General features: G+C 45.5%; 20 protein-coding genes and 1 pseudogene. 7 read left to right on the top strand and 14 right to left on the bottom strand.

Translation table 11 applies throughout. The annotated features are described in order from the left end of the window. Nucleotides 1-71: 71 nt before the first annotated feature. From QUB51_RS21575 to QUB51_RS21555, 5 genes and pseudogenes are all read right to left on the bottom strand, one after another. A pseudogene (locus QUB51_RS21575) lies at nt 72-413 on the bottom strand (transposase family protein); the annotation flags it as partial. A gap of 216 nt (nt 414-629) precedes the next feature. After that, nucleotides 630-839 (bottom strand): CsbD family protein, encoded by a 210-nt coding sequence (locus QUB51_RS21570; protein WP_333055930.1) that lies wholly within the window; start codon nt 837-839, stop codon nt 630-632. 331 nt (nt 840-1170) lie between these two features. Continuing rightward, nucleotides 1171-1998 carry a PHP domain-containing protein gene (locus QUB51_RS21565; protein WP_333055932.1) on the bottom strand — a complete coding sequence of 276 codons (828 nt, stop codon included), beginning with the start codon at nt 1996-1998 and terminating at the stop codon, nt 1171-1173. Between the two features lie 317 nt (nt 1999-2315). Further along, entirely contained in the window at nt 2316-2597 is a 282-nt protein-coding gene (locus QUB51_RS21560; RefSeq protein ID WP_333082156.1) for a hypothetical protein, read from the bottom strand. Between the two features lie 39 nt (nt 2598-2636). Then, nucleotides 2637-2915, bottom strand: a complete 279-nt coding sequence (locus QUB51_RS21555) for a hypothetical protein (protein WP_333208105.1) — start codon at nt 2913-2915, stop codon at nt 2637-2639. A 154-nt stretch (nt 2916-3069) separates the two neighbouring features. Here QUB51_RS21555 and QUB51_RS21550 point away from each other — a divergent pair, with 154 nt between their 5' ends. Then, entirely contained in the window at nt 3070-3396 is a 327-nt protein-coding gene (locus QUB51_RS21550) for a hypothetical protein (protein ID WP_333055934.1), read from the top strand. 148 nt (nt 3397-3544) lie between these two features. Here QUB51_RS21550 and QUB51_RS21545 read toward each other — a convergent pair whose 3' ends face one another. Further along, on the bottom strand, nt 3545-4012 hold the full coding sequence (locus QUB51_RS21545) for a hypothetical protein (RefSeq protein ID WP_333055935.1): 468 nt from the start codon (nt 4010-4012) through the stop codon (nt 3545-3547). A 55-nt stretch (nt 4013-4067) separates the two neighbouring features. On the opposite strand from QUB51_RS21545, the gene QUB51_RS21540 reads away from it, so the two are divergent. Together QUB51_RS21540 and QUB51_RS21535 are read left to right on the top strand one after the other, a co-directional pair. Further along, nucleotides 4068-4688, top strand: a complete 621-nt coding sequence (locus QUB51_RS21540) for a histidine phosphatase family protein (RefSeq protein ID WP_333055936.1) — start codon at nt 4068-4070, stop codon at nt 4686-4688. A gap of 60 nt (nt 4689-4748) precedes the next feature. Then, nucleotides 4749-5120, top strand: a complete 372-nt coding sequence (locus QUB51_RS21535) for a VOC family protein (RefSeq protein WP_333055937.1) — start codon at nt 4749-4751, stop codon at nt 5118-5120. A 293-nt stretch (nt 5121-5413) separates the two neighbouring features. On the opposite strand, the gene QUB51_RS21530 is transcribed toward QUB51_RS21535, so the two are convergent. Together QUB51_RS21530 and QUB51_RS21525 are read right to left on the bottom strand one after the other, a co-directional pair. Beyond that, nucleotides 5414-5683, bottom strand: a complete 270-nt coding sequence (locus tag QUB51_RS21530; protein ID WP_445251563.1) for a hypothetical protein — start codon at nt 5681-5683, stop codon at nt 5414-5416. A gap of 63 nt (nt 5684-5746) precedes the next feature. Next, nucleotides 5747-6418, bottom strand: coding sequence for a phosphoribosyltransferase family protein (locus tag QUB51_RS21525; RefSeq protein ID WP_333055939.1), 672 nt, complete (start codon nt 6416-6418; stop codon nt 5747-5749). 193 nt (nt 6419-6611) lie between these two features. Between QUB51_RS21525 and QUB51_RS21520 the strand changes: the two genes are divergently transcribed. From QUB51_RS21520 to QUB51_RS21510, 3 genes are all read left to right on the top strand, one after another. Further along, nucleotides 6612-7298: a uracil-DNA glycosylase gene (locus QUB51_RS21520; RefSeq protein ID WP_333055940.1), complete on the top strand. Its 687-nt coding sequence runs from the start codon at nt 6612-6614 to the stop codon at nt 7296-7298. 223 nt (nt 7299-7521) lie between these two features. Further along, nucleotides 7522-8790 (top strand): DNA methyltransferase, encoded by a 1269-nt coding sequence (locus QUB51_RS21515; protein WP_333055941.1) that lies wholly within the window; start codon nt 7522-7524, stop codon nt 8788-8790. Then, the gene (locus QUB51_RS21510; protein ID WP_333263263.1) at nt 8783-9700 is read left to right on the top strand and encodes a Bpu10I family restriction endonuclease; all 918 of its coding nucleotides are present in this window, start codon (nt 8783-8785) and stop codon (nt 9698-9700) included. Before QUB51_RS21515 ends, QUB51_RS21510 begins: the two co-directional genes overlap by 8 nt. Before the next feature lie 31 nt (nt 9701-9731). Here the strand turns inward: QUB51_RS21510 and QUB51_RS21505 are convergent, their stop codons facing one another. The 3 genes from QUB51_RS21505 to tyrS form a co-directional block, all read right to left on the bottom strand. Continuing rightward, a complete protein-coding gene (locus tag QUB51_RS21505) occupies nt 9732-10316 on the bottom strand; it encodes a hypothetical protein (RefSeq protein WP_333208100.1) in 585 nt (194 codons plus the stop codon). Between the two features lie 166 nt (nt 10317-10482). Then, nucleotides 10483-11193, bottom strand: a complete 711-nt coding sequence (pyrF, locus tag QUB51_RS21500; protein WP_333263266.1) for an orotidine-5'-phosphate decarboxylase — start codon at nt 11191-11193, stop codon at nt 10483-10485. Between the two features lie 115 nt (nt 11194-11308). Next, nucleotides 11309-12541: a tyrosine--tRNA ligase gene (gene tyrS, locus QUB51_RS21495; RefSeq protein ID WP_333263276.1), complete on the bottom strand. Its 1233-nt coding sequence runs from the start codon at nt 12539-12541 to the stop codon at nt 11309-11311. Nucleotides 12542-12858: 317 nt separating this feature from the next. Between tyrS and QUB51_RS21490 the strand changes: the two genes are divergently transcribed. After that, a complete protein-coding gene (locus tag QUB51_RS21490; protein WP_333055945.1) occupies nt 12859-14778 on the top strand; it encodes a transglycosylase domain-containing protein in 1920 nt (639 codons plus the stop codon). 337 nt (nt 14779-15115) lie between these two features. On the opposite strand, the gene QUB51_RS21485 is transcribed toward QUB51_RS21490, so the two are convergent. The 3 genes from QUB51_RS21485 to QUB51_RS21475 all read right to left on the bottom strand — a co-directional run bounded on the left by QUB51_RS21485 (nt 15116) and on the right by QUB51_RS21475 (nt 19188). Beyond that, nucleotides 15116-15439, bottom strand: coding sequence for a DUF1825 family protein (locus QUB51_RS21485; protein ID WP_006632589.1), 324 nt, complete (start codon nt 15437-15439; stop codon nt 15116-15118). A gap of 272 nt (nt 15440-15711) precedes the next feature. Next, nucleotides 15712-16305, bottom strand: coding sequence for a signal peptidase I (gene lepB, locus QUB51_RS21480; protein ID WP_333055946.1), 594 nt, complete (start codon nt 16303-16305; stop codon nt 15712-15714). 405 nt (nt 16306-16710) lie between these two features. Next, nucleotides 16711-19188, bottom strand: coding sequence for an ATP-dependent Clp protease ATP-binding subunit (locus tag QUB51_RS21475; protein ID WP_333263270.1), 2478 nt, complete (start codon nt 19186-19188; stop codon nt 16711-16713). Between the last annotated feature and the right edge of the window lie 849 nt (nt 19189-20037).

The raw sequence follows: 20037 nt of genomic DNA, 5'->3' as shown, positions 1-20037 counted from the left end.
CCTTGGTAATTGGTTATCGATCTGGAATAATATACCTCTTGCAAAAAAGATATATGTTATCATCACAGGTGTTAAATTGAATCCCCTAGAGCCAACTCATAATTGTAAATTGCTGACAACAAATTACAAAGCAGACCATAACGACTCGACAATATTTTAAAAAATTTGAGACTTCGATTAACCTGTTCAATTCCCTATTCGCTCCTGTGCTAAAACTCTATTGTAGTCTTTTTCTCAAAGATACAGTTTCCCCTTTTTAGGTTGATTTTTAGGGAGATAACTATTGGTGCGCTCATTCTTTATCCCTTGATAGCCACTATCTTGTAAGCTATTTGTTTCGGGATGAAAATTAATTTTATTTTTTTAGTCGAATTAAAATCGTGGTAATGCTCCGAGCCAAAAGCAGTGAGGAGTTGGGATTCAATCAACTAAAGCAAACATTTTCATTATATCATAAAAATCTTTTGCAAGAGGTCTAATAGGGACTTCTCCAGTGCGCTTTTGAGGAGATATCGCAGGAGTCACCCATTTTTTTGCACCTTCCAAAAATAAATCATATCAAATCCTTGATAGCAAAGGATTTGATATGAAGCGAATACTCTTCGCCAGGATTGGGTATAGCGCGGTTTCTACAATTTGTCGATCGACCTTTTGGCTTGCTCTGCCAGATTTTTAACCGCATTTTTTGCATCTTCTGCTGCGTGGCGGGCAGCCGCTTCGGCTTGTTTGGCTTTGCCTTCAACCTGGTCTTTTCTGTTGCCCGTAATATTACCTAAAATTTCCTGAGCTTTGCCTTCTAAATTTTTGCCGATCGCCTTCGCTCTGTCTTCTGTAGTCATGATAAGCTCCGTTTGGCAAGTTGCTATAGTAACATTGTAAAATTAACTCACCTGCAATTGCCTTTAACTTCATATTAATTTATATTCTGCTTGACCTCGGTCTTCTGCTGATGATTTACTTTGTGCAAATTACTCACTCACAAAGCGAAGGCTTCCTTTTTTTTACCACTGAATACGTCGGCCAAATTCGTCATAACTGAGATGTTGCACCATTCTCAAGAACGGGCTCTCCGGCCCGTTCCACAAAAGATAAATTTTCTTGTGGAACAGGCCGAAAAGCCTGTTCATAAAAGCCTAATTGAGAATGGTGTAAAATATGAGTCCTAAAAAACTATTTCAAACTCGCCGCAGCAACTTTAATCGGTTCGAGTAATTCTAACGGCAAATGCAGCATATTCAATTGGGTGCTATCTGCGGCTTTCCTTTCCGGATCGGGGCCGTGATAATCGCTGCCACCAGTTGCTAGCAAACCGTAATGAAGACACAAATCTTTTAACTTTTGGATTTGGCTAGAACTGTGGGTGGGATGGTATACTTCAACTCCCATTAAACCAGCATCTACTAATTCTTGTAAAACTTCTTCAACACCGCCGCCGCGAAATAAATAAGGGTGAGCCCAAACTGGTACTGCGCCGCAACTTCGCAATAAATCAATGCCTTCGACGATCGAGAATTTCTCGTAATGCACATAAGCCGGGCCGTCATCTCCCAGCCAGCGATCGAATGCTTCCCGCGATGATTTCGCGTGACCTGCTTTTACAAGTGCAGAGGCAATGTGAGGCCTTCCCGGTGCCATTCCTGGCGATGTTTTTGGCAGTTCGATCGCGTATCCCATTGCTGCTAATTTTTCGACCATTTCCTGCGATCGGCGAAACCTTCCTTCCAGGCGATCGTTCAAAGGAACGCGCAACTTATTTGCATCAGGATAAAAACCTAAAATGTGCAGGGAACGGCCGTTGTGAACGGTGCTGAGTTCTAGTCCGGGGACTATTTCAATACCGTGCAAAGCAGCAGCGGCGAAGGCTTCATCCCAACCCGACATCGTATCGTGATCCGTGACAGCCAAGGCGCGAACCCCCGATGAAGCGGCCGCGGCTACGAGTTCGGCAGGAGTGAGAGTGCCATCGGAATAAGTTGTGTGACAGTGGAGTTCTAGCATTTTTTTTGGTAAGTTAAAGTCTGCGAAATCTGCAATTATTCCCCTCACTCACGCCACATATATCGTCATACTATTTTAGATTTTAGATTTTAGATTTTAGATTGGGCATGAGTGACAATATAAGGGTTGGGAGCTTGTCTACTGTTGCATTTTTTTTCGTAACTGGTTTCACAACCAGCAACATTTTTTTTATGTTTATCGTTATTTGTAATAACTTCTTGCGCCTTTAATGGGTACACATTTATGCTTATTCAAACTCGGCATGACATGGGTTTCAGCCCGCCTTTGCAGTTTAATTTAGATGCAGAACACCTTAGCTATTTCTTGATTTCTCGCATTGGGTAAAGCACACCCTCTGGCAATTTGGGAGGAACCGGCGATATTTCAATACTTTGTATGTTGTGAACTGGGATAACTACCAGTTTATCTGCCAATTCGAGAATTATCGGGTCTGCCGTCAACATTTTGTGCAGGCGAGTGCCTAAAGTTGCTTGCTCTCCTACTGTTCCCTCTGGCGCAATGAACTGGAAGTGTTGCTGTTTGCCGTTGGTATAGTGGATTGTCAGATTGATAATTCCTTCTTGGTTGGTTGCTTGCATAATTTTTTCCCCCTAACAGTCGATCGGGACTTGGCAAAATTAACAATAAATCAAAACTGGCGATCGCACCACCGTTGGAAAGCTCGTTGCAAAGCTTTTGACCAAACCAGGCTGTCGGTACGAAAGTCCGGTTACTGCTAATTTTACCACAAAAACTGTACGGAAACTCGCCAACTTACCCAGTATACAATTGGCAGTCGCGCTGTCTTCGCTCCTTAATGCGCGAGCTCCTTCGCCAACAATATTTGGTCGATCGGGCTTTCTTCTATGCCAGTTGGCAAAGTGGCTCAATTTAGCCTCTGTAGCGACTTGACTCAAAGCGGTCTCAAGTCTTACAGCAGAGGCATTTGAGCGCTTTGGGTGTCAAGGTTTTTCGAGGTGGGAACTGTGGAGGTTAGGATAGTGGCATTCTGCTTTCACTGCCGTAGAAGATTTTTTTATAAATTAATAACATAACATTCAGGTACAGCTTATGAAATCCACACTTTGTTTTCCCGAAACTTCTCTTCACTCTAACGCAGTCACTGTTAATAATAATGTTATTGACTCTTGTATCCTTACAGCTTGGATTGACTTAGTAGGAGGAGATTTTGAGAGCTTGGGAGGAGATGATTGGCTTCCCTTGTGCGGCGACATTGATGACGGCGAAATTTACCGGGAATGGTTTTTGTGGCAAGACAGCGAAGTGACTCAAGAATGGGAAGCTTACGATCCCATTACTAATTATCGAGTTGTGGCACCTAGCCGAGAAATGATGATTGCTAAAATCGACCAAATAGAAGATACCAGAACAATTTAGTTGAGAAGGAGAAGGTTAAATCTTGATTTTCAACTTTAATAAAAATTATGTAAACAAACCCGGTTTCTCCCAACCACACTCAAGAAACCGGGTTTTTCAGACCTCAAATCTAGGTGTGAGTTGAGTCCAACTGGTTGAACATAATAATTTATCTCGCTACTGCTTTTTGTTTTTCTCGTTCTAATTTGCGCTGCTTCAAGGCTGCCAGATTTTGTTTAATCGTGTCGATCGCAAATCCAGCCTCCTGCTGTTGGTATAATTCGCTGGCACGGATCAAATCTGCAACAGCCTCGTCATCCGATCGCAAATTTGCAAAAGCTAAGCCGCGATTGTGGTAAGCTTCTGCCAAAGTTGAAACTTGTTCTACAGCGCTGCTAAATTTATCTTTGGCTTTGCGGTACTTTCCCGACTGATAAGCCTCAATTCCTTGTTGAAAATAAACGGAAGCTTTGCTGCCACTGTCGGTATCGGGAAATTCTGGGGAATTTAAAATTGGTTCTTTAAATATTACAGAAATGCTGCCCTTGCCGAAGTAAGCCCAAGTCATTGTTCCAAACCCAATCCCCAGCACAAGGGCAATAATGACAGACAGAGCAATAAAATTGGTGAGTTCCATAGAGCAATATTTGTTGTATTATAATATGATAAGTTAATTCCTAACTTCTGCAACAATGGCTGCACGGATTTACCTTAACTGGAAATGGTTTTTCCGGTCGCTAGCTTTAGTATTGTCGATCGGCTTAATGATTGCAACTGCAAGTTCTGACGCAGCAACCAACGCCCAAACTCAAGCAGGGTGGCAATTGTTGCAGCGGGATGAGACAGGGTTGGTGGTAGCAATGCGACACGCGATCGCCCCAGGTACGGGAGATCCTGCTAACTTTAAGTTAGGCGACTGTTCCACCCAGCGCAATTTATCAGCACAGGGACAAACCCAAGCCAAGCAAATTGGAGCCGAATTTCGCAACCGCAACATCAAAGTTGCCAGAGTTTTATCGAGTCAGTGGTGTAGGTGTTTGGAAACAGCAAAATTGATAAAGTTAGGCAAAGTCGAACCCTTCCCAGCGCTGAACTCGTTCTTTAGGGACAGCAGCACAGAAGCCAGACAAACAGCGACAATCCGCAAATTAATTGTTGATAATCGCAACACAAAAGGCGCGATTATTCTGGTAACTCATCAAGTAAATATTACCGCGATTACTGATATTGTACCGCAAAGTGGCGAAGCTGTGATTCTCAAAAGCGATCGACAAGGTAAAATCCAAATACTCGGACGAATTGGAGGATTTTAAATAGATAGAAAGTTATAATATTATCAATTCCCCATCACCAACTACGCAGTGCCAATTTATATGAGTTTCCAATACAGCGCCGCCCTAGTGACTTTAGCAGACCTTGATAAAGAAGTTCTCGTTAAATTTTATACAAAATTTCTCGACATAGAACCAAACCCTTACATTCCCAATACTTATGCGGAATTTCAACTCAACGGCTTAAGACTCGGCATCTTCAAACCCAAAGATTCCCACAAATCGGAATTTGCAAATCGAGCAAAAACAGGCATGAGTTTGTGTTTGGAAGTCAGCGATATCGAAACTGCGATCGCCCGAATTTGGGCTTTAGGTTATCCGCCCAGCGGAGAAATTATCAAAGCTTCTCACGGTCTAGAAATCTATGCCTTCGATCCTGCCGGGAACCGCATAATTTTACATCAATCCCATTAGAATGTAGGATGATGGCTAATTATTGGTGAACTCTCGATCTTCTCTTCTCTTTCTTCGCGTCTTCGCGGTTCGTTCAAAAAAACATCTAGTTCAAAACCCGCTGAGGATTGCTATATAAGTTATATCAATTCCGGTTGCATTGGAATGATTAAACCGCAGAGTACGCAGAGAACGCAGAGGAAGAGAACAGAGAGATGTAATTCCGATGCTAACGGATTTGATATTATGCAATTGCTTCACCACCTTCGCAATCACATTGTCAAACCCGCGTCTACAAATCAAAACGGCCTTAACTATCTCATCAGTTCAGCAAAACTATAAAAACTGATAATTAATAACAACAAGGCTGTTAGGTGAGTTAGCTGAAATTGAGGCCGTGGGCCGATCGATTCCCGCACCAAAATTGAAAAAGACGAACCAATTATATAACTCAGAGACAGCGTTAAATATTGCCACTGCAATGTTACACTCCACAGCCCGAGCAAAATCATCGCCAAAGTCAACATCACCAACTCAACAAAGCGAGGCGGATTGTGCTGAGTAGACAGAATTAAAGTGTCCAACCAATATTGCCAAGGTCTCATGTGTTAGCGATCGAGCTTTTGGATTTAGCCTTCTAGCTTAACCTACGATCGCCATTCTGTTTGTTCCTGCAAACACCTTAAAGCCTCCGCCGTCTCAACCTGCGGAAATTGCCCATAAAAGCGGCTGACACTGTAAAAAGGGTGAGGAGTCTCCAAGACGATCGCCTTATCGCCCATTTGGGCCAAAAATCCCATCAAATCTGCCGGGGCGACAGGCGCGCAAATCCACAAAGCCGCCGGTTGCTGCGACTGCAAAGCCTTAGCCGCCACAGCCATTGTCATCCCCGTCGCAATGCCGTCATCTACCACAATCGCCAAAGCCCCCGCCGCACTGATATTTGGGCGTCCCGGAGACAAGTCTGCCAGCAGAGATTGAGCATTATTTTGAGCCACGGGCAATGCTGATTTTTGCAAGCGTAAATTGTGCTGCTTTTGCTTTTCCCAGAGGACATGACCATCAGCAGTTGCAGCCCCGATCGCCAATTCTAAATTATCTGGGCGAGTAATTTTCTTGGCAACAACCACATCCAAAGGACAGCCCAAGCGGCGCGCAATCGGCACAGCAACGGGCAAACCCCCGCGCGGCAAGGCGTAAACAATCGGTTTCACCGCCTTCTGTGTCATTAAACTCAACTTGCCGAACTCGTCCACAACTGCCTCGGCCAGTTTTTCGCCTGCATCGGCGCGATCGTCAAAAAACGGGTTAGAGAACATATTTTTGCCTGTACGAGCTCAACCAAACAATTGGAGATTCTGCGAGTGTTAATTGGAGATTGTGCGCGCGTGCGTAGCTATCCCGTAGGGAATCGACAGCATCGCACACAAGCTTCTAGCCAATCTCAAATCACACAACCCGATCTAAACTATAAACTCTAGGCTCGAAAAAATCTCCCTAATTGTAAAATGTATGTCCAGCGACTTGCAACTCAGCCTTTTTGACAACAATCAAAGTGCCACTTTCCAAACAGACTCAATACCAGCAAATGCCAAAATTCCCATCCCTCCCGGCACTTATCAAAATATGGAACAAATCGCCGAGCACTGCAACCGCTGCTACCGCTGCGAATTGGGCAACAGCCGCACTCACGCCGTCATCGGGCGCGGCAATCCTCAAGCCTCAATTTTGATTGTGGGAGAAGCGCCCGGACAAAACGAAGACGAAACCGGATTGCCCTTCGTCGGGCGATCGGGCAAACTGTTAGATAAGATTTTAGAATCCGTGGGATTGAGTGCAGAAACCGACGTATTCATTGCCAACGTCATCAAATGTCGCCCTCCCAACAACCGCCCTCCGACAGCAAAAGAAATCGAAGCTTGCAAACCTTACTTGCTCGAACAAATCCGCATCTTAGACCCCAAAATTATTTTATTAACCGGTGCAACAGCCCTCAAAGGTTTGCTAAGCGACAAGCGACCCATTAGTAAAATTAGAGGTCAATGGATTGAATGGGAAAATCGTTTGTGTATGCCAATTTTTCACCCGTCGTACTTGTTGCGAAACCCCTCCCGCGAACCGGAAACTCCAAAATGGTATATGTGGCAAGATATGCAACTAATCAAGGCTAAATTGGATGAATTCAAAGAGCAAGTCTAATCAATTTTTCTTGTTGATTTGTAGGCGGGTTTGAGGCACAATCTCGGATTTTTACCCACAATCTTAAAACCCGCCCCCACCCACCGAAAAATTATAATTAATTTTCATGTGCAATTAGTAGGGGACGGGTTTCACCAACAATCTCTGATTTTTACCTGCCATCTACAAAACAAGTTCCCGCTTTCCATTCATAAATTCACGCCCCGTAGTAAAAATCCGAATTATGGTTGTCTCTAGTATTTTTAGTGAAACTCCTATCAATAGACAAGAAATTCCTCAAGAACTATTAGACATTGAAGATAAACAACGTACTAATCCACTTCCTTGGAAAGGGCAATTTTCACCCCAGTTCGTCCAAACTTTGATTGATAAATACGCAACTAAAAATAGTGTTATTTTTGATCCATTTTTAGGTAGTGGAACAGTTTTATATGAGGCAGGAAGATTCGGAGTGGAAGCCTGCGGAACAGAAATCAATCCAGCAGCTTTAATCCTAGCTAACACTTATAAATTCATCACTATTTCACCCGGAAAGCGTGAAAAATGTATCAATTGTTTTCTCGCTCAACTAAAAACAGAGATATGGGAGAGAATGCCACTCTTCCAAACAATACAAAAAGAACTTACACCTAATGATTTAATAGATAAAATCGTAGATGTAGCCGTTGATGATGAAGAAAACTTCCTTAATATTTTACATGAAGTATTAGTGATATTGCTAGACTTAGAAAACAAAAAACTTACCAAATCAAGAGTTTTTACACTTGCGGAAAATATCGCTACTTTTGTCCTTAAACTACCCTATAGTAAAAAGCCGATAAATGCCTACAATGCCGATGCAAGACACGTTCCCTTACAAAACTCCAGCGTCAATCTTGTGATTACCTCCCCCCCTTATATCAATGTATTTAACTATCATCAGCAGTATCGCGGTTCTACTGAAGCACTAAATTGGAAAATTTTAGAGGTGGCAAAATCAGAGTTTGGTTCTAATCGCAAGCATAGAAGTAATAGATTTCTAACTGTCATTCAATATTGCTTAGACATCGCCTATACTTTGCAAGAATTGTTAAGAATATGCAGCCCTAACAGTAGAATAATATTTGTACTAGGTAAAGAATCAAATATTAGAGGAACGCCTTTTTTAAATGGGGAGTTAGTTGCAGAAGTTGCTCGTCAAGTCTTGGGGATTAGCTTAGATATCCGTCAAGAAAGAAGTTTTGTAAATCGTTATGGAAAAATTATCAAAGAAGATATACTACACTTTACAAAAAGAGAAGACTTACAGTATTATTTTGCCATACATCAAGCCAGAACTCTTTCTATAGAAGCTTTAATATCTGCTTATTCCGTAGCCAATGAACAAGTAAAAGATGAAATCAAGGATGCTATCGATAAGGCTGCCACAGTACAGCCCTCACCTTATTTCGATCTGCAGCGTTCACGAAAAACCATTGAAATACTCAACCCAAAAGCAGAAAATTATGTTTAATTTAGCTCAACCACATGGGGACAAACTAGCAGCATTACTTGATAACGTGAAATTACCTCCTACAGATAAACGGCGTGTTAATCAAGCAATCGAATACTACAAAAAATGGTTGGAAACGCTTAAAAACATCAGGGGGGATGATCTGAAAGTTGTTCCAGAGATGGTATCCCATCTAACCTCCTATAAGCGATACATTGACGTTGAACTAATTTTTGACAGTGACAATGATTTTTTGTACCGTCAAAAAGGGCAATTAAAACTTGACAACTCAATTATTGAAGAATTTATACCTATCTTAGTTACAACCGTCTTTGCAGATTCATTAAAGGACAAAGAATTATCCTTTGGCCCAACACAGTGTTTTTCATCACTACGATTTGAGTCAAGTTTAAAACTCAGTCCAAAAGGCGGCGGGATGAGTATTCGAGCCAAGGATCAAGATTTTGCGATTAGTAGAAAAATATTCCTAAAAGCCTCTCATAACCAAGATTTTAAGGAGACTACCTCCCGTGAGGCAAATATTGCTTATGTTGCGGCTGAGTGTAAAACAAATCTTGATAAAACCATGTTTCAAGAGGGCGCAGCAACTGCCCTGGATGTAAAATTGAGTGTACCAGGAGCCAAGTATTTCTTGCTATGTGAGTGGCTTGATATGTCGCCGATTAGCTCATCACTCACAGCTATTGATGAGATACTAATTTTGAGAAAAGCAAAACGCTTATCGTCTAATATAAGAAGTGCTTTTAGTACGGTAGAGGGAAGAAAGAAAAATAAAGATTATTTTGTCAACCATCTCGATAACAACCCCTTTGCACCGGAAGTTTTTATGAGATTTTTAAGTGAGATTGAAGGGATGATTGGTAAAGATGAACTAGACGAAGATGACGTGCTGTCAAGAGGCTATTTTTAAGTGTAAAAAAAATCATCGGAACCAGCGAAAGCTATGGCTTTGCCTGACAATCGCGCAGCCACAAACGAATCGCCTCAGCAATTTCGCTTTTCTCCCCCTGTGGCCGCAACAACGGACTAACAGCCGCCACGGTATCATACCTAGAAACAATTTTCACTAATTCCCACCCGTTCTCCGTTTTAGTGAAAAATAACCAATGATATTGCTCAATTTCAACTCGTTTTCCCCCGCGATACTGCCGTTCCAAAGTAGTAATGAAAACTTGACTGGCATTTTCAGGAAGCGCATCTTCAAAATTCAAAGGTAGCGGTTCAAACTCCGGGCGGCCGGCTAAAATTATTTGAGGCAGCGCGTAACCGGGCGGTGTGTTAGTGTTAGGAGAAAAGTGCGATCGCACAATTACGCGATTAGCATAACTCGGCAAATCTTGCAACAGGCGATCGACCAAAGTTTCTAAATCAGCGGGACAGGGCGATCGCGCTAACCAACCATACCCACTTGCGTTTATAGTGCGATCGGCATTTGTGACAACATTAGCAGCCAAAGTCGGAGTTGCAACCGCAGATATCAGCAGATAAACACAGATGAACGCAGATAAAATTCCATTGGCGTTCATCGGCGTTTATCGGCGGTTAAAACTGAGATGTTGCACCATTCTCAATAAGCCTTTTATGAACAGGCAAGATGCCTGTTCCACAAAGAGTGAATTTTCTTGTGGAACAGGCATCTTGCCTGTTCTTGAGAATGGTGCAAGATGTGAGTTAAAAACAACATTCATATTGTTACTCCAACTCTTCACAAATACGTGCAAAAGCCGCCACTGGATCAGACGCAGCAGTAATCGGGCGCCCAATCACCAGATAATCCGCACCAGCTTTCAAAGCCGCCTTCGGAGTCATCGATCTTTTTTGATCGCCTCCCTCAGCCCATTTCGGACGCACACCGGGACAAACTAACACAAAATCATCCCCGCAACTCATTCTTAACTGTTCCACTTCTTGCGGAGAACAAACAGCCCCAGCTAAACCAGTTTCCTTAGCCAACAATGCCATGTGCAAAGCATATTCCGGCAACTCCAAAGGTATTTTTAACTCAAAAGCCAACTGTCGCGAATTCAAACTCGTTAACAGGGTAATAGCAATCAACTTAGGACTCGGTTTATCCACAGCCGCCGCCCCTTCAGTCAAAGCCAACTGTGCCGCTTTCAAAGCATCTTTACCACAAGTAGAATGGATAGTCAATAAATCCACATTATACTTAGCAGCAGCCCGACAAGCACCAGCCACAGTATTCGGGATATCGTGAAACTTCAAATCGAGAAAAATCCGCTTTTCCCGTTGTTTTAAAATTTCCAAAATCCCCGGCCCGGAACTCACAAACAGTTCCAAACCCACTTTCCAGAAAGATACTTGCGGCAGTTTGTCCAGAAGCGCGATCGCCTCTTCTTGACTCGAAACATCCAAAGCAACAATAATTCGATTATCAGCGTTCATCAGCGTTCATCTTCAGTATTCATCTGCGGTTAAAAAAATAGATTAGTCATCGCAATAATTGCCTGCTTTGAACAGGCAAGATGCCTGTTCCACAATAATTATTGGAGATGTCTATTCAAGACACCAATCGCACAAACTTATTTTTCCCGACTTGCAAAACCTTACCGCATAAATCAGCAGGTGATTCAAAAGTAAGATTAACATCAGAAACTTTATCGCCCTCCAACTTCACCCCGCCCCCCTGCATCAACTTCCGCGCATCACCGCTGCTTTTACAAAGCCCGCTAGCACTCAGAATATAAAACAACTTAGCCGGAAACTGCACGTTTGCCAAAGAAAACTCCGCCACAGCATCAGCTTGTCCCGCAGCACCTTTAACCAGCGCCATTGCATCTTGTTGTGCGCGTTCCGCCGCTTCCTGCCCCCGATACTGGCGCACCACATCCAAAGCCAAAAGTTTCTGTTTTTCTCGCGGATTTTCTGGCAATTCATCAATTGGTAAATCTGTCAATAGTTCAAAATATTGGGCGATCGAACTATCAGCAATTTTCTCCAACTTAGAATACATCGTCAGCGGGTCTTCCGACAAAGCCACATAATTGCCCAAAGATTTCGACATCTTCTGCACCCCGTCAGTCCCTATCAAAATCGGCATCAGCAAACCAAACTGCGGCTTCATCCCAAAATGCCGCTGCAAATCTCTCCCCACCGCAATATTAAACTTTTGGTCAGTTCCCCCCAACTCCACATCAGCCTCCAAAGCCACCGAATCGTAACCCTGCATTAGTGGGTACAGAAACTCGTGCAGATAAATCGCATTTTCCTGCTGCATCCGATTATCAAATCCCTCTTTAGCGAGCATCTGCTGCACCGTCATCGTCTTCAGCAGTTCCAAAATCTTCGCCAAGTCCAATTTCGACAACCACTCGGAGTTATAGCGAATTTCCAAACGTCCGGGCGTGTCAAAATCTAGAATCGGACGCACTTGGTCTAAATAAGTCTTGGCATTTTCCGCCACTTGTTCGGCTGTCAACTGGCTTCGCATCTCGGACTTCCCTGTCGGATCGCCAATTCTTGCGGTAAAATCTCCGATGACCAGTACCGCTGTGTGACCGGCATCCTGAAAAGCCCGCAGTTTGCGGAAGCAAATGCTGTGTCCCAAGTGAATGTCCGCCCCTGTGGCGTCGATTCCCAGTTTGACTCGCAAGGGTCGATCGACTTGGGCCAGCAGTTGGGCTAAATTTTCGTCAGAGTTGCTAGAATCAGGTCGATCTGGAAAAATCTCGCTGATGCCGCGGTAAAGCGCTGAAAGGTTAGGAGTTATCATCGGGGAGCGATCGTTCATCATATTTTGCCAAAGTGCAGCAGAATTAGTTACACTCACTGGTTGACGCATAAAAACATAACTATCACGCTACTATAATCCGAAACCTGACCGGCTTTCATTAGCTGACCCCGCCCAAAAACGGATACCAGCCCCGACAACAGTCGCCGACATCCCACAATTTTAGACGCTAGTTCAAACTCCTAAATTGATCTGTGGAGTAAATCTAAAATCTAAAATCTAAAATCTAAAATCTAAAATCGATCGACTGACAGTCTCTAGGTTTCGCATCTAAAATTAAAAGTCTTAAACCCCAAATCGAGTGAGGAAGTGAAATCCACGTGTCAACCAACGCAGTCCGCAATAACACGGAAAACTCAGCCCCCGTATTCGAGTTTGTTCAGTCAGTCAGTAAAGTGACCGCCGGAACCATACTCAGCATGACAATGCTTGCCAGTTCCGTAGTCGCTGGTGGACTGGTTGGCTTAGCGATCAGCTTCCGCAATTTGCCAGATGTTCGGATCTTGCAAACCTACTCTCCCACAGAAACTACCCACATTTACGACATCAACGGCAAGCCGCTAGCCAGCATCCACGACGAAGCCAACCGGGATGTCGTACCCCTTGACCAAATCTCCCCGAACCTGAAACGAGCTGTTCTGGCGATCGAAGATAGCAACTTCTTCACCCACAAAGGTATCAACCCCGGCGGGATAGCCCGAGCTCTGATGGTCAACCTAGAGAAAGGTAGAACCGTTGAAGGCGGCTCGACTATGACTATGCAGCTAGTCAAGAACCTGTTTCTCTCTCCCCAGTCAAAATTTAGTCGCAAGGTAGCTGAAGCGGTAATGTCTATCCGCTTGGAGCAAATTCTCAACAAAGACCAAATTCTGCAACTATACCTGAATCAAATCTACTTAGGTCACAACTTGTACGGCGTAGAGACAGCCTCTCGAAGCTATTTCAACAAATCCGCAAGTAATTTGACTCTTTCAGAAGCAGCGATGCTGGCCGGCTTAATTTCTGCCCCCGAAGAATACAGTCCTTTCGTCAATTACAAATTGGCAAAAGAGCGGCAAGCCCTCGTTTTAGGCCGCATGAAGGATCTTAAATGGATTACGCCGGCCCAAGAGACAGCAGCCCGACAGGAAAAAATTAAGCTAGGCAAAATTACCTCTTTTGGCGGCTCTCAAGTTCCTTACGTAACACAAGCCGTAGTCCAAGAACTGACAAGGCGTTTTGGGCGAGATGCCGTGGTTAAGGGAGGAATGCGCGTTCAAACCACGATCGACCTCAAAATGCAGCGCATAGCCGAAGAAACCGTCAAAGCGTGGCACAATCGGCTTTACTACCAAGGGCTGTTTTACGATCGCGATGAAGGTCAAATTGCCCTAGCCGCCGTCGATCCCCGCACCCACTTCGTCAAAGCAATGGTTGGCGGCGTCGATTACGAAAAGAGTCAGTTCAACCGCGCCATTCAAGCACGCCGCCAGCCCGGATCTGCTTTTAAACCTTTTATCTACTACGCTGCCTTTGCTAGCGGCAAATACGCCCCCGATTCAGTTGTCTACGACTCCCCTGTCGGCTACCGCGACGGCGACGGCTACTACTACCCTCAAAACTACGGTGGCGGCTTCTCCGGTGCTGTCAGCATCCGCAGAGCATTGGAAGTCTCTCTGAACATTCCCGCCGTCAAGCTTGGCCAAGAAGTCGGATTGAATAAAGTGATTGAGATTTGCCGCGTGCTCGGCATCAGAAGTCCGATGGAACCGGTGATTTCTTTGCCCTTGGGTGCAGTTGACCTCACTCCTTTAGAAATGGCCGGATCTTTTGCTACCTTCGCCAACAACGGCTGGCATTCTGACACCACGTTTATCGTGCAAGTCACTGACAGCAGTGGCAACGTCTTGCTCGACAATACGCCCAAACCCAAATTAGTTCTCAATTCCTGGGCGGCGGCATCTGTCAACAGCGCCCTGCAAGGAGTAATTACCAGCGGAACTGCAAGGGCGGCTCAAATTGGCCGGCCGGCTGCGGGGAAAACTGGTACAACTTCCTCAGAACGCGATATCTGGTTTGTGGGTTACGTGCCCCAGTTGTCGGTGGCTGTTTGGATGGGCAACGACAATTATAGACCGATGAGCTACGGTGCTACTGGCGGTGGGATTGTCGCCCCTGTTTGGCGTGATTTTATGAGCCAAGCTTTGCAGGGAGTTCCCGCAGAAAGTTTCAAACCTGCTTCATCTTTTGAGCGGCCTTAATTATCAGTCAGTTGTCAGTTGTCAGTTGACTGTTGACTGTTGGCAGTTGGTGTTTGACAGTTGACAATTGACACTTGGCAGTTGACAATTACCCATTATTTCTCCTCTGACCGAAAGAATCCAGGATACCCGCCACGTGATTCATCCGTGGAGAAATAAAAAACCTGTATCAGATGAAACTTGCCGAACGTATTTATGCGTGGGGTCAATGCTTCAATCTAAAATCTAAAATCTAAAATCTAAAATCGATTGACTTCTGGCTTCTGGCTCACACTCGATAATTAATCCGTGTATCCGTATCAACATCCGTGTTGTGCCTTCCTTCTTCCTTCTGACACTAGGATTGTTTTTCCAGCTCAGATTTCATCCGCTCCAGCGTTGAGTTCATTTGCTCAAACATCTGCTGGGGCGTGATGCCAAATTGATTGAGCTGTGTTTTTAACTGTTCTACAGTCATCTGAGCCATGAAGTCCTCAGACAGCTCAAAGCGCTTCATAAAAATACGGTAGCGCTCCATCATCGATTCCATCTGAGCGATGAACATTTTCTTGCCTTCGCGATCGAATTTGCCGTAATTTCCACCTAGTTTGATGAGAGATTGATAGTCTTCAAACAACAGCTTGGCTTCTTGCTGAACAATTTCCGAATCAAAAAATCCCATAGCTTTCCTAATTTTTTAATATTCAACTAATTTTGATCGAGGCGAGAAAACCCGCTGCTTTTTGTACCATTTTATCAGTTGCCGGAGGAAGTCCCTACCCCTCAAGGTACAAGAATTAGTAGAAATTTCCGTACAGGAGAGGCCGATGCCCGCGCAGGGCCGATGCCCGCGCAGGGCATCGGGCCCCAAAAGCGTTGGTTATTGGTTATTCAAACTAACAACCAACCAATAACCAATAACTAATGACTGATAACTGATGACTAATGACTTCTTCAAACTTCCCCGATGCGTTCTAGAGGCCAAAACCGCACTACAGCGCGGCCGATGATATTCTGCTTAGGTAAAAATCCCCACCTGCTGGAGTCGTTGCTGTTGTTGCGGTTGTCTCCCATCACAAAGTATTCATTTTCTGGAACGCGATAAGGCCCCCACTGGTATTTAGGAGGTTCGGCAATATATTTTTCGACCAGGGGTTTGTCGTTGAGATAAACTAAACCTTTTTTAACGGCGACTGTTTGACCCGGTAAGCCAATTACCCGCTTGATGAATGCTTGGTCTTGGGTAAAGCCTTGTTCTTGCAACTTTTCGGGCGGGGCAAATACTACGATGTCGCCAGTTTTTGGAGGTTCGAGGTAGTAGGAGATTTTTTCGACTACGACGCGATCGCCCACGTGCAGAGTGGGTACCATAGAATCTGAGGGTATGTAGCGCGGTTCGGCGACCAAGGCTCGAATCACTATTGCTAAACTTAAAGCAATAATCACTATCTGAAGATTTTCTCGCTGTGACTTCCACGCTTTCTGCCACCAGCTTTCAGGCGGATTTTCTGCTACTTCTGTACCCAAATTCTTTTTTTCAGATGTCATGAAAGTCCTCGCTAAATAGTTGCCACTAATTATCTGATTAAGCTCGCTCAGCATTTAAATTGCATCTCTACAAATCATCAAACCATGACTAGCTGCACACGCGAACCAGCCCAAAATATACAATTTAAATGCAGTACAGCTTACCATTGAAGTATGTCGCTGTTAATTACTAGACGTGAAGTGCAGGCATTTGCAAAGTTGCAAAGTATCTAGAAAGGCATCGGCGTTGCACCTGCGATTTCCCTATCAATCAAAGATTTATACAATAACTCTCATCTTGATATTAACTCATAAAAAAGGCAGAGAATTTAAATTCTCTACCTTTTTTATGTGAGGATTTTGAGTTGTTTGCGATCGCGAGATTGGTTATTTCAAAACTTTACTCGCGATCGCACTTACTCAAACTTACTCAACGCCTTGGGGCAGCAATTCCCGCTTTTGACCTTGCAGCACCTTAACAATTCCGTCCTCGCCCACATCCACAACAGCGGTGTCGCCGTCTTTGATGCGGCCAGAAAGGATTTCCTCAGCCAAACTGTCTTCCAGCAAGCGCATAATGGCGCGGCGCAGGGGTCGGGCTCCGTAGCTGGGGTTGTAGCCTTCTTCTACCAGCCGTTCTTTGAATTTTTCGGTCACTTCCAGGGTGATGCCCTGTTCTGTCAAACGGCTGAACACTTCTTTGAGCATAATGACGGCGATTTCTTTGACTTCTTCCCTGTTCAACTGGCGGAAGACGATAATTTCGTCGAGTCGGTTGAGGAATTCGGGGCGGAAGTAGTTTTTGAGTTCTTCGTTAACCAAAGAACGAATGCGGTTGTAATTAGCATCGGCTTGGTTGTCGCTGAACTCGAAACCGAGACCGCCGCCGCCTTTTTCAATCACCTTAGAACCGATGTTTGAGGTCATAATCAGCAGCGTGTTTTTGAAGTCCACGGTGCGACCTTTGGCATCTGTTAAGCGGCCGTCTTCCAATATTTGCAACAGCATATTGAAGACATCGGGGTGGGCTTTTTCGATTTCGTCGAACAGCACGACGGTGTAAGGACGGCGGCGGACTGCTTCTGTGAGTTGGCCGCCTTCGTTGTAGCCGACGTACCCAGGCGGAGAACCGATGAGTTTGGAGACGGTGTGCCGTTCCATGTACTCCGACATATCCAGCCGAATCATGGCATCTTCGGAACCGAAGAAGTAGCCTGCTAGGGCTTTGGTGAGTTCGGTTTTGCCGACGCCGGTAGGCCCGGAGAAGATGAAACTGGCGATCGGGCGATTGGGATTTTTCAAACCGACGCGGGCGCGACGGATGGCGCGGGAAACGGCTTTCACTGCTTCTTCCTGGCCGATCAAGCGCTGGTGCAAGGTATCTTCCATGTGCAGCAGCTTTTCGGATTCGGATTCGGTCAGTTTGTTGACCGGGACGCCCGTCCAGCTTGCCACGATTTGAGCAATGTCTTCTTCGGTGACAACTGGCGATGGGTCGGTTTCGCCGGTGCGGGCCGAGTCGGTTTTTTTAGCTTGGGAAATTGCGCGAATTTCGGCTTTGATCGTCATTTCTCGATCGCGCAATTCGCCGGCTTTGTCAAAGTCTTGAGAACGCACCGCTTCGTCTTTATCTTTGAGGACTTGGCGCAGTTCTTTGTCAAGTTCTTTGGCTGCGGGGGGCAGTTGGGAGTTGATCAGGCGAACTCTGGAACCAGCTTCGTCTACCAAGTCAATTGCTTTGTCTGGGAGGAAGCGATCGGAGATGTACCGATGTGAGAGTTTGGCTGCAGCTTCCAGGGCCGTGTCCAAAATTTTCAGCTTGTGGTGCTGTTCGTAGCGTTCCCGCAGACCGAAGAGAATCTCGATCGTCTCGTCTACAGTCGGTTCGCCGACCATAACGGGCTGGAAGCGCCGTTCTAGGGCTGCATCGCGCTCGATGTGCTTGCGGTACTCGTCTAAAGTTGTAGCGCCGATACACTGGAGTTCGCCTCTAGCCAGAGCCGGCTTGAGAATGTTCGCCGCGTCGATCGCGCCTTCCGCCGCACCAGCACCGATCAAAGTGTGCACTTCGTCAATCACCAAAATCACGTTACCCGCTGTGCGGATTTCGTCCATGATTTTTTTGAGGCGTTCTTCAAATTCGCCCCGGTATTTGGTACCAGCGACGAGCAAGCCGATGTCGAGGGTAACGACGCGCTTTTCTTCGAGGATGTCTGGGATGTCGTTGTTAGCGATGCGCTGGGCCAGACCTTCGGCGATCGCGGTTTTACCGACTCCGGGTTCGCCGATGAGCACCGGGTTATTTTTGGTGCGGCGACCGAGGATTTGAATTACCCGTTCGATTTCTTTTTGGCGTCCGACTACTGGGTCTAGTTTGCCATCGACCGCCATTTGAGTCAGGTTGGCGCCGAATTCATCGAGGGTTGGGGTTTTGGTGCGAGCGCCGCCGCCAGGGGCTGCGACTTCTGCGGTTTCTCCCAGCATCCGAATCACTTGGGTGCGGACTTTCGACAAGTCTACTCCCAGATTTTCCAGGACTCTGGCCGCTACTCCTTCACCTTCGCGGATCAGGCCCAGCAGCAGGTGTTCAGTACCTATATAATTGTGTCCGAGTTGGCGAGCTTCTTCTAGGGATAGTTCTAGAACCCGCTTGGCGCGGGGAGTGAACGGAATTTCGACTGCTACGAAGCCGGAACCGCGCCCGATGATTTTTTCCACTTCAATGCGCGCGTCTTTCAGGTTGACGCCCATTGATTTGAGGACTTTCGCTGCAACCCCGGTTCCTTCTCCGATCAGACCCAGGAGGATCTGTTCTGTCCCTACGAAGTTGTGACCCAGGCGGCGAGCTTCTTCCTGGGCCAACATGATTACTTTTATTGCTTTTTCTGTGAAGCGTTCAAACATGATTTATTCCCATCACCTGCTGCTATGTGCCCGTTTCGAGGTCACGCTCGCACAACGAGCGTTTGTGTTCGAGTGTTAACTCGTACTGCTTATTCTAGCGCGACACTCCCAACCTATCTGCCGCACTCGGCTGCGGTTGCAGATTCCAGGCTCATGTTGCAGGGTGGCTTTCAACTGGGAAGACCCAAATGGTGGCTGACCTACAACCTCCCCTAGACTGCAAGAAGATTGCTCTTCTCGGCCCGTGCCCAACCTACGACTGCGTATTGATGGATTCTAGCATAATCTTTTTGGCTGTCATGCAGGCGCAAAAGTGATAATTCTCGCAGTACAGGCCGGGTTTTGCACAAAACTTATTAGTTTGATGGGCGATCGATCCCCTAAACTCATCCTTAAGCAGCAGCCCATCTCCCGAATATGTTGGTTTGGGATGGCGACAGCGAGCTGGGCTTTCTTCATCTAAAATTTTGCCCCCGATTCGTTGAAGATTTGGGTATTCTTCCTGTTGTCAGTTGTGCGATCGCTCCCGATCAATTAGTGAGTCTTACTACAGTCCGAGGGGTTTGGCTCAGACTATACTCAGCATGGTTCAAGACCTTGCTTTCGTAGCAGAGTGCTGTGGTCGTTAACTCGTGTGACTTAAAAGTCTCAAACTTCAATCGTGGAAAAGAATCTAAATCCTGTTTAAGGCGTACTTAAAGTAAATAATGAACACTAAAAACTTAGATGACCAGGTAGAAAGTACCGACAATGGATCGATCGAAGTTACAAGTACAGCGGTTCCCGCTGTTATGAGGTACAGTAGCAGCAATTAGCAAACCAATTTCTTAAATGTTTAGGGTTCATTAA

The organism is Microcoleus sp. AT8-A3, assembly GCF_036705675.1.
In the GTDB taxonomy this organism is placed as follows: domain Bacteria; phylum Cyanobacteriota; class Cyanobacteriia; order Cyanobacteriales; family Microcoleaceae; genus Microcoleus.
This window is presented reverse-complemented; position numbering and strand designations above follow the sequence as displayed.

Bases quoted from the DNA above. Each gene is read 5' to 3' on its own strand.
- QUB51_RS21570 (WP_333055930.1), bottom strand. From the start codon at position 839: ATGACTACAGAAGACAGAGCGAAGGCGATCGGCAAAAATTTAGAAGGC.
- QUB51_RS21565 (WP_333055932.1), bottom strand. From the start codon at position 1,998: ATGCTAGAACTCCACTGTCACACAACTTATTCCGATGGCACTCTCACT.
- QUB51_RS21560 (WP_333082156.1), bottom strand. From the start codon at position 2,597: ATGCAAGCAACCAACCAAGAAGGAATTATCAATCTGACAATCCACTAT.
- QUB51_RS21550 (WP_333055934.1), top strand. From the start codon at position 3,070: ATGAAATCCACACTTTGTTTTCCCGAAACTTCTCTTCACTCTAACGCA.
- QUB51_RS21545 (WP_333055935.1), bottom strand. From the start codon at position 4,012: ATGGAACTCACCAATTTTATTGCTCTGTCTGTCATTATTGCCCTTGTG.
- QUB51_RS21540 (WP_333055936.1), top strand. From the start codon at position 4,068: ATGGCTGCACGGATTTACCTTAACTGGAAATGGTTTTTCCGGTCGCTA.
- QUB51_RS21535 (WP_333055937.1), top strand. From the start codon at position 4,749: ATGAGTTTCCAATACAGCGCCGCCCTAGTGACTTTAGCAGACCTTGAT.
- QUB51_RS21525 (WP_333055939.1), bottom strand. From the start codon at position 6,418: ATGTTCTCTAACCCGTTTTTTGACGATCGCGCCGATGCAGGCGAAAAA.
- QUB51_RS21520 (WP_333055940.1), top strand. From the start codon at position 6,612: ATGTCCAGCGACTTGCAACTCAGCCTTTTTGACAACAATCAAAGTGCC.
- QUB51_RS21515 (WP_333055941.1), top strand. From the start codon at position 7,522: ATGGTTGTCTCTAGTATTTTTAGTGAAACTCCTATCAATAGACAAGAA.
- QUB51_RS21510 (WP_333263263.1), top strand. From the start codon at position 8,783: ATGTTTAATTTAGCTCAACCACATGGGGACAAACTAGCAGCATTACTT.
- QUB51_RS21505 (WP_333208100.1), bottom strand. From the start codon at position 10,316: ATGAACGCCAATGGAATTTTATCTGCGTTCATCTGTGTTTATCTGCTG.
- pyrF (WP_333263266.1), bottom strand. From the start codon at position 11,193: ATGAACGCTGATAATCGAATTATTGTTGCTTTGGATGTTTCGAGTCAA.
- tyrS (WP_333263276.1), bottom strand. From the start codon at position 12,541: ATGATGAACGATCGCTCCCCGATGATAACTCCTAACCTTTCAGCGCTT.
- QUB51_RS21485 (WP_006632589.1), bottom strand. From the start codon at position 15,439: ATGGGATTTTTTGATTCGGAAATTGTTCAGCAAGAAGCCAAGCTGTTG.
- lepB (WP_333055946.1), bottom strand. From the start codon at position 16,305: ATGACATCTGAAAAAAAGAATTTGGGTACAGAAGTAGCAGAAAATCCG.
- QUB51_RS21475 (WP_333263270.1), bottom strand. From the start codon at position 19,188: ATGTTTGAACGCTTCACAGAAAAAGCAATAAAAGTAATCATGTTGGCC.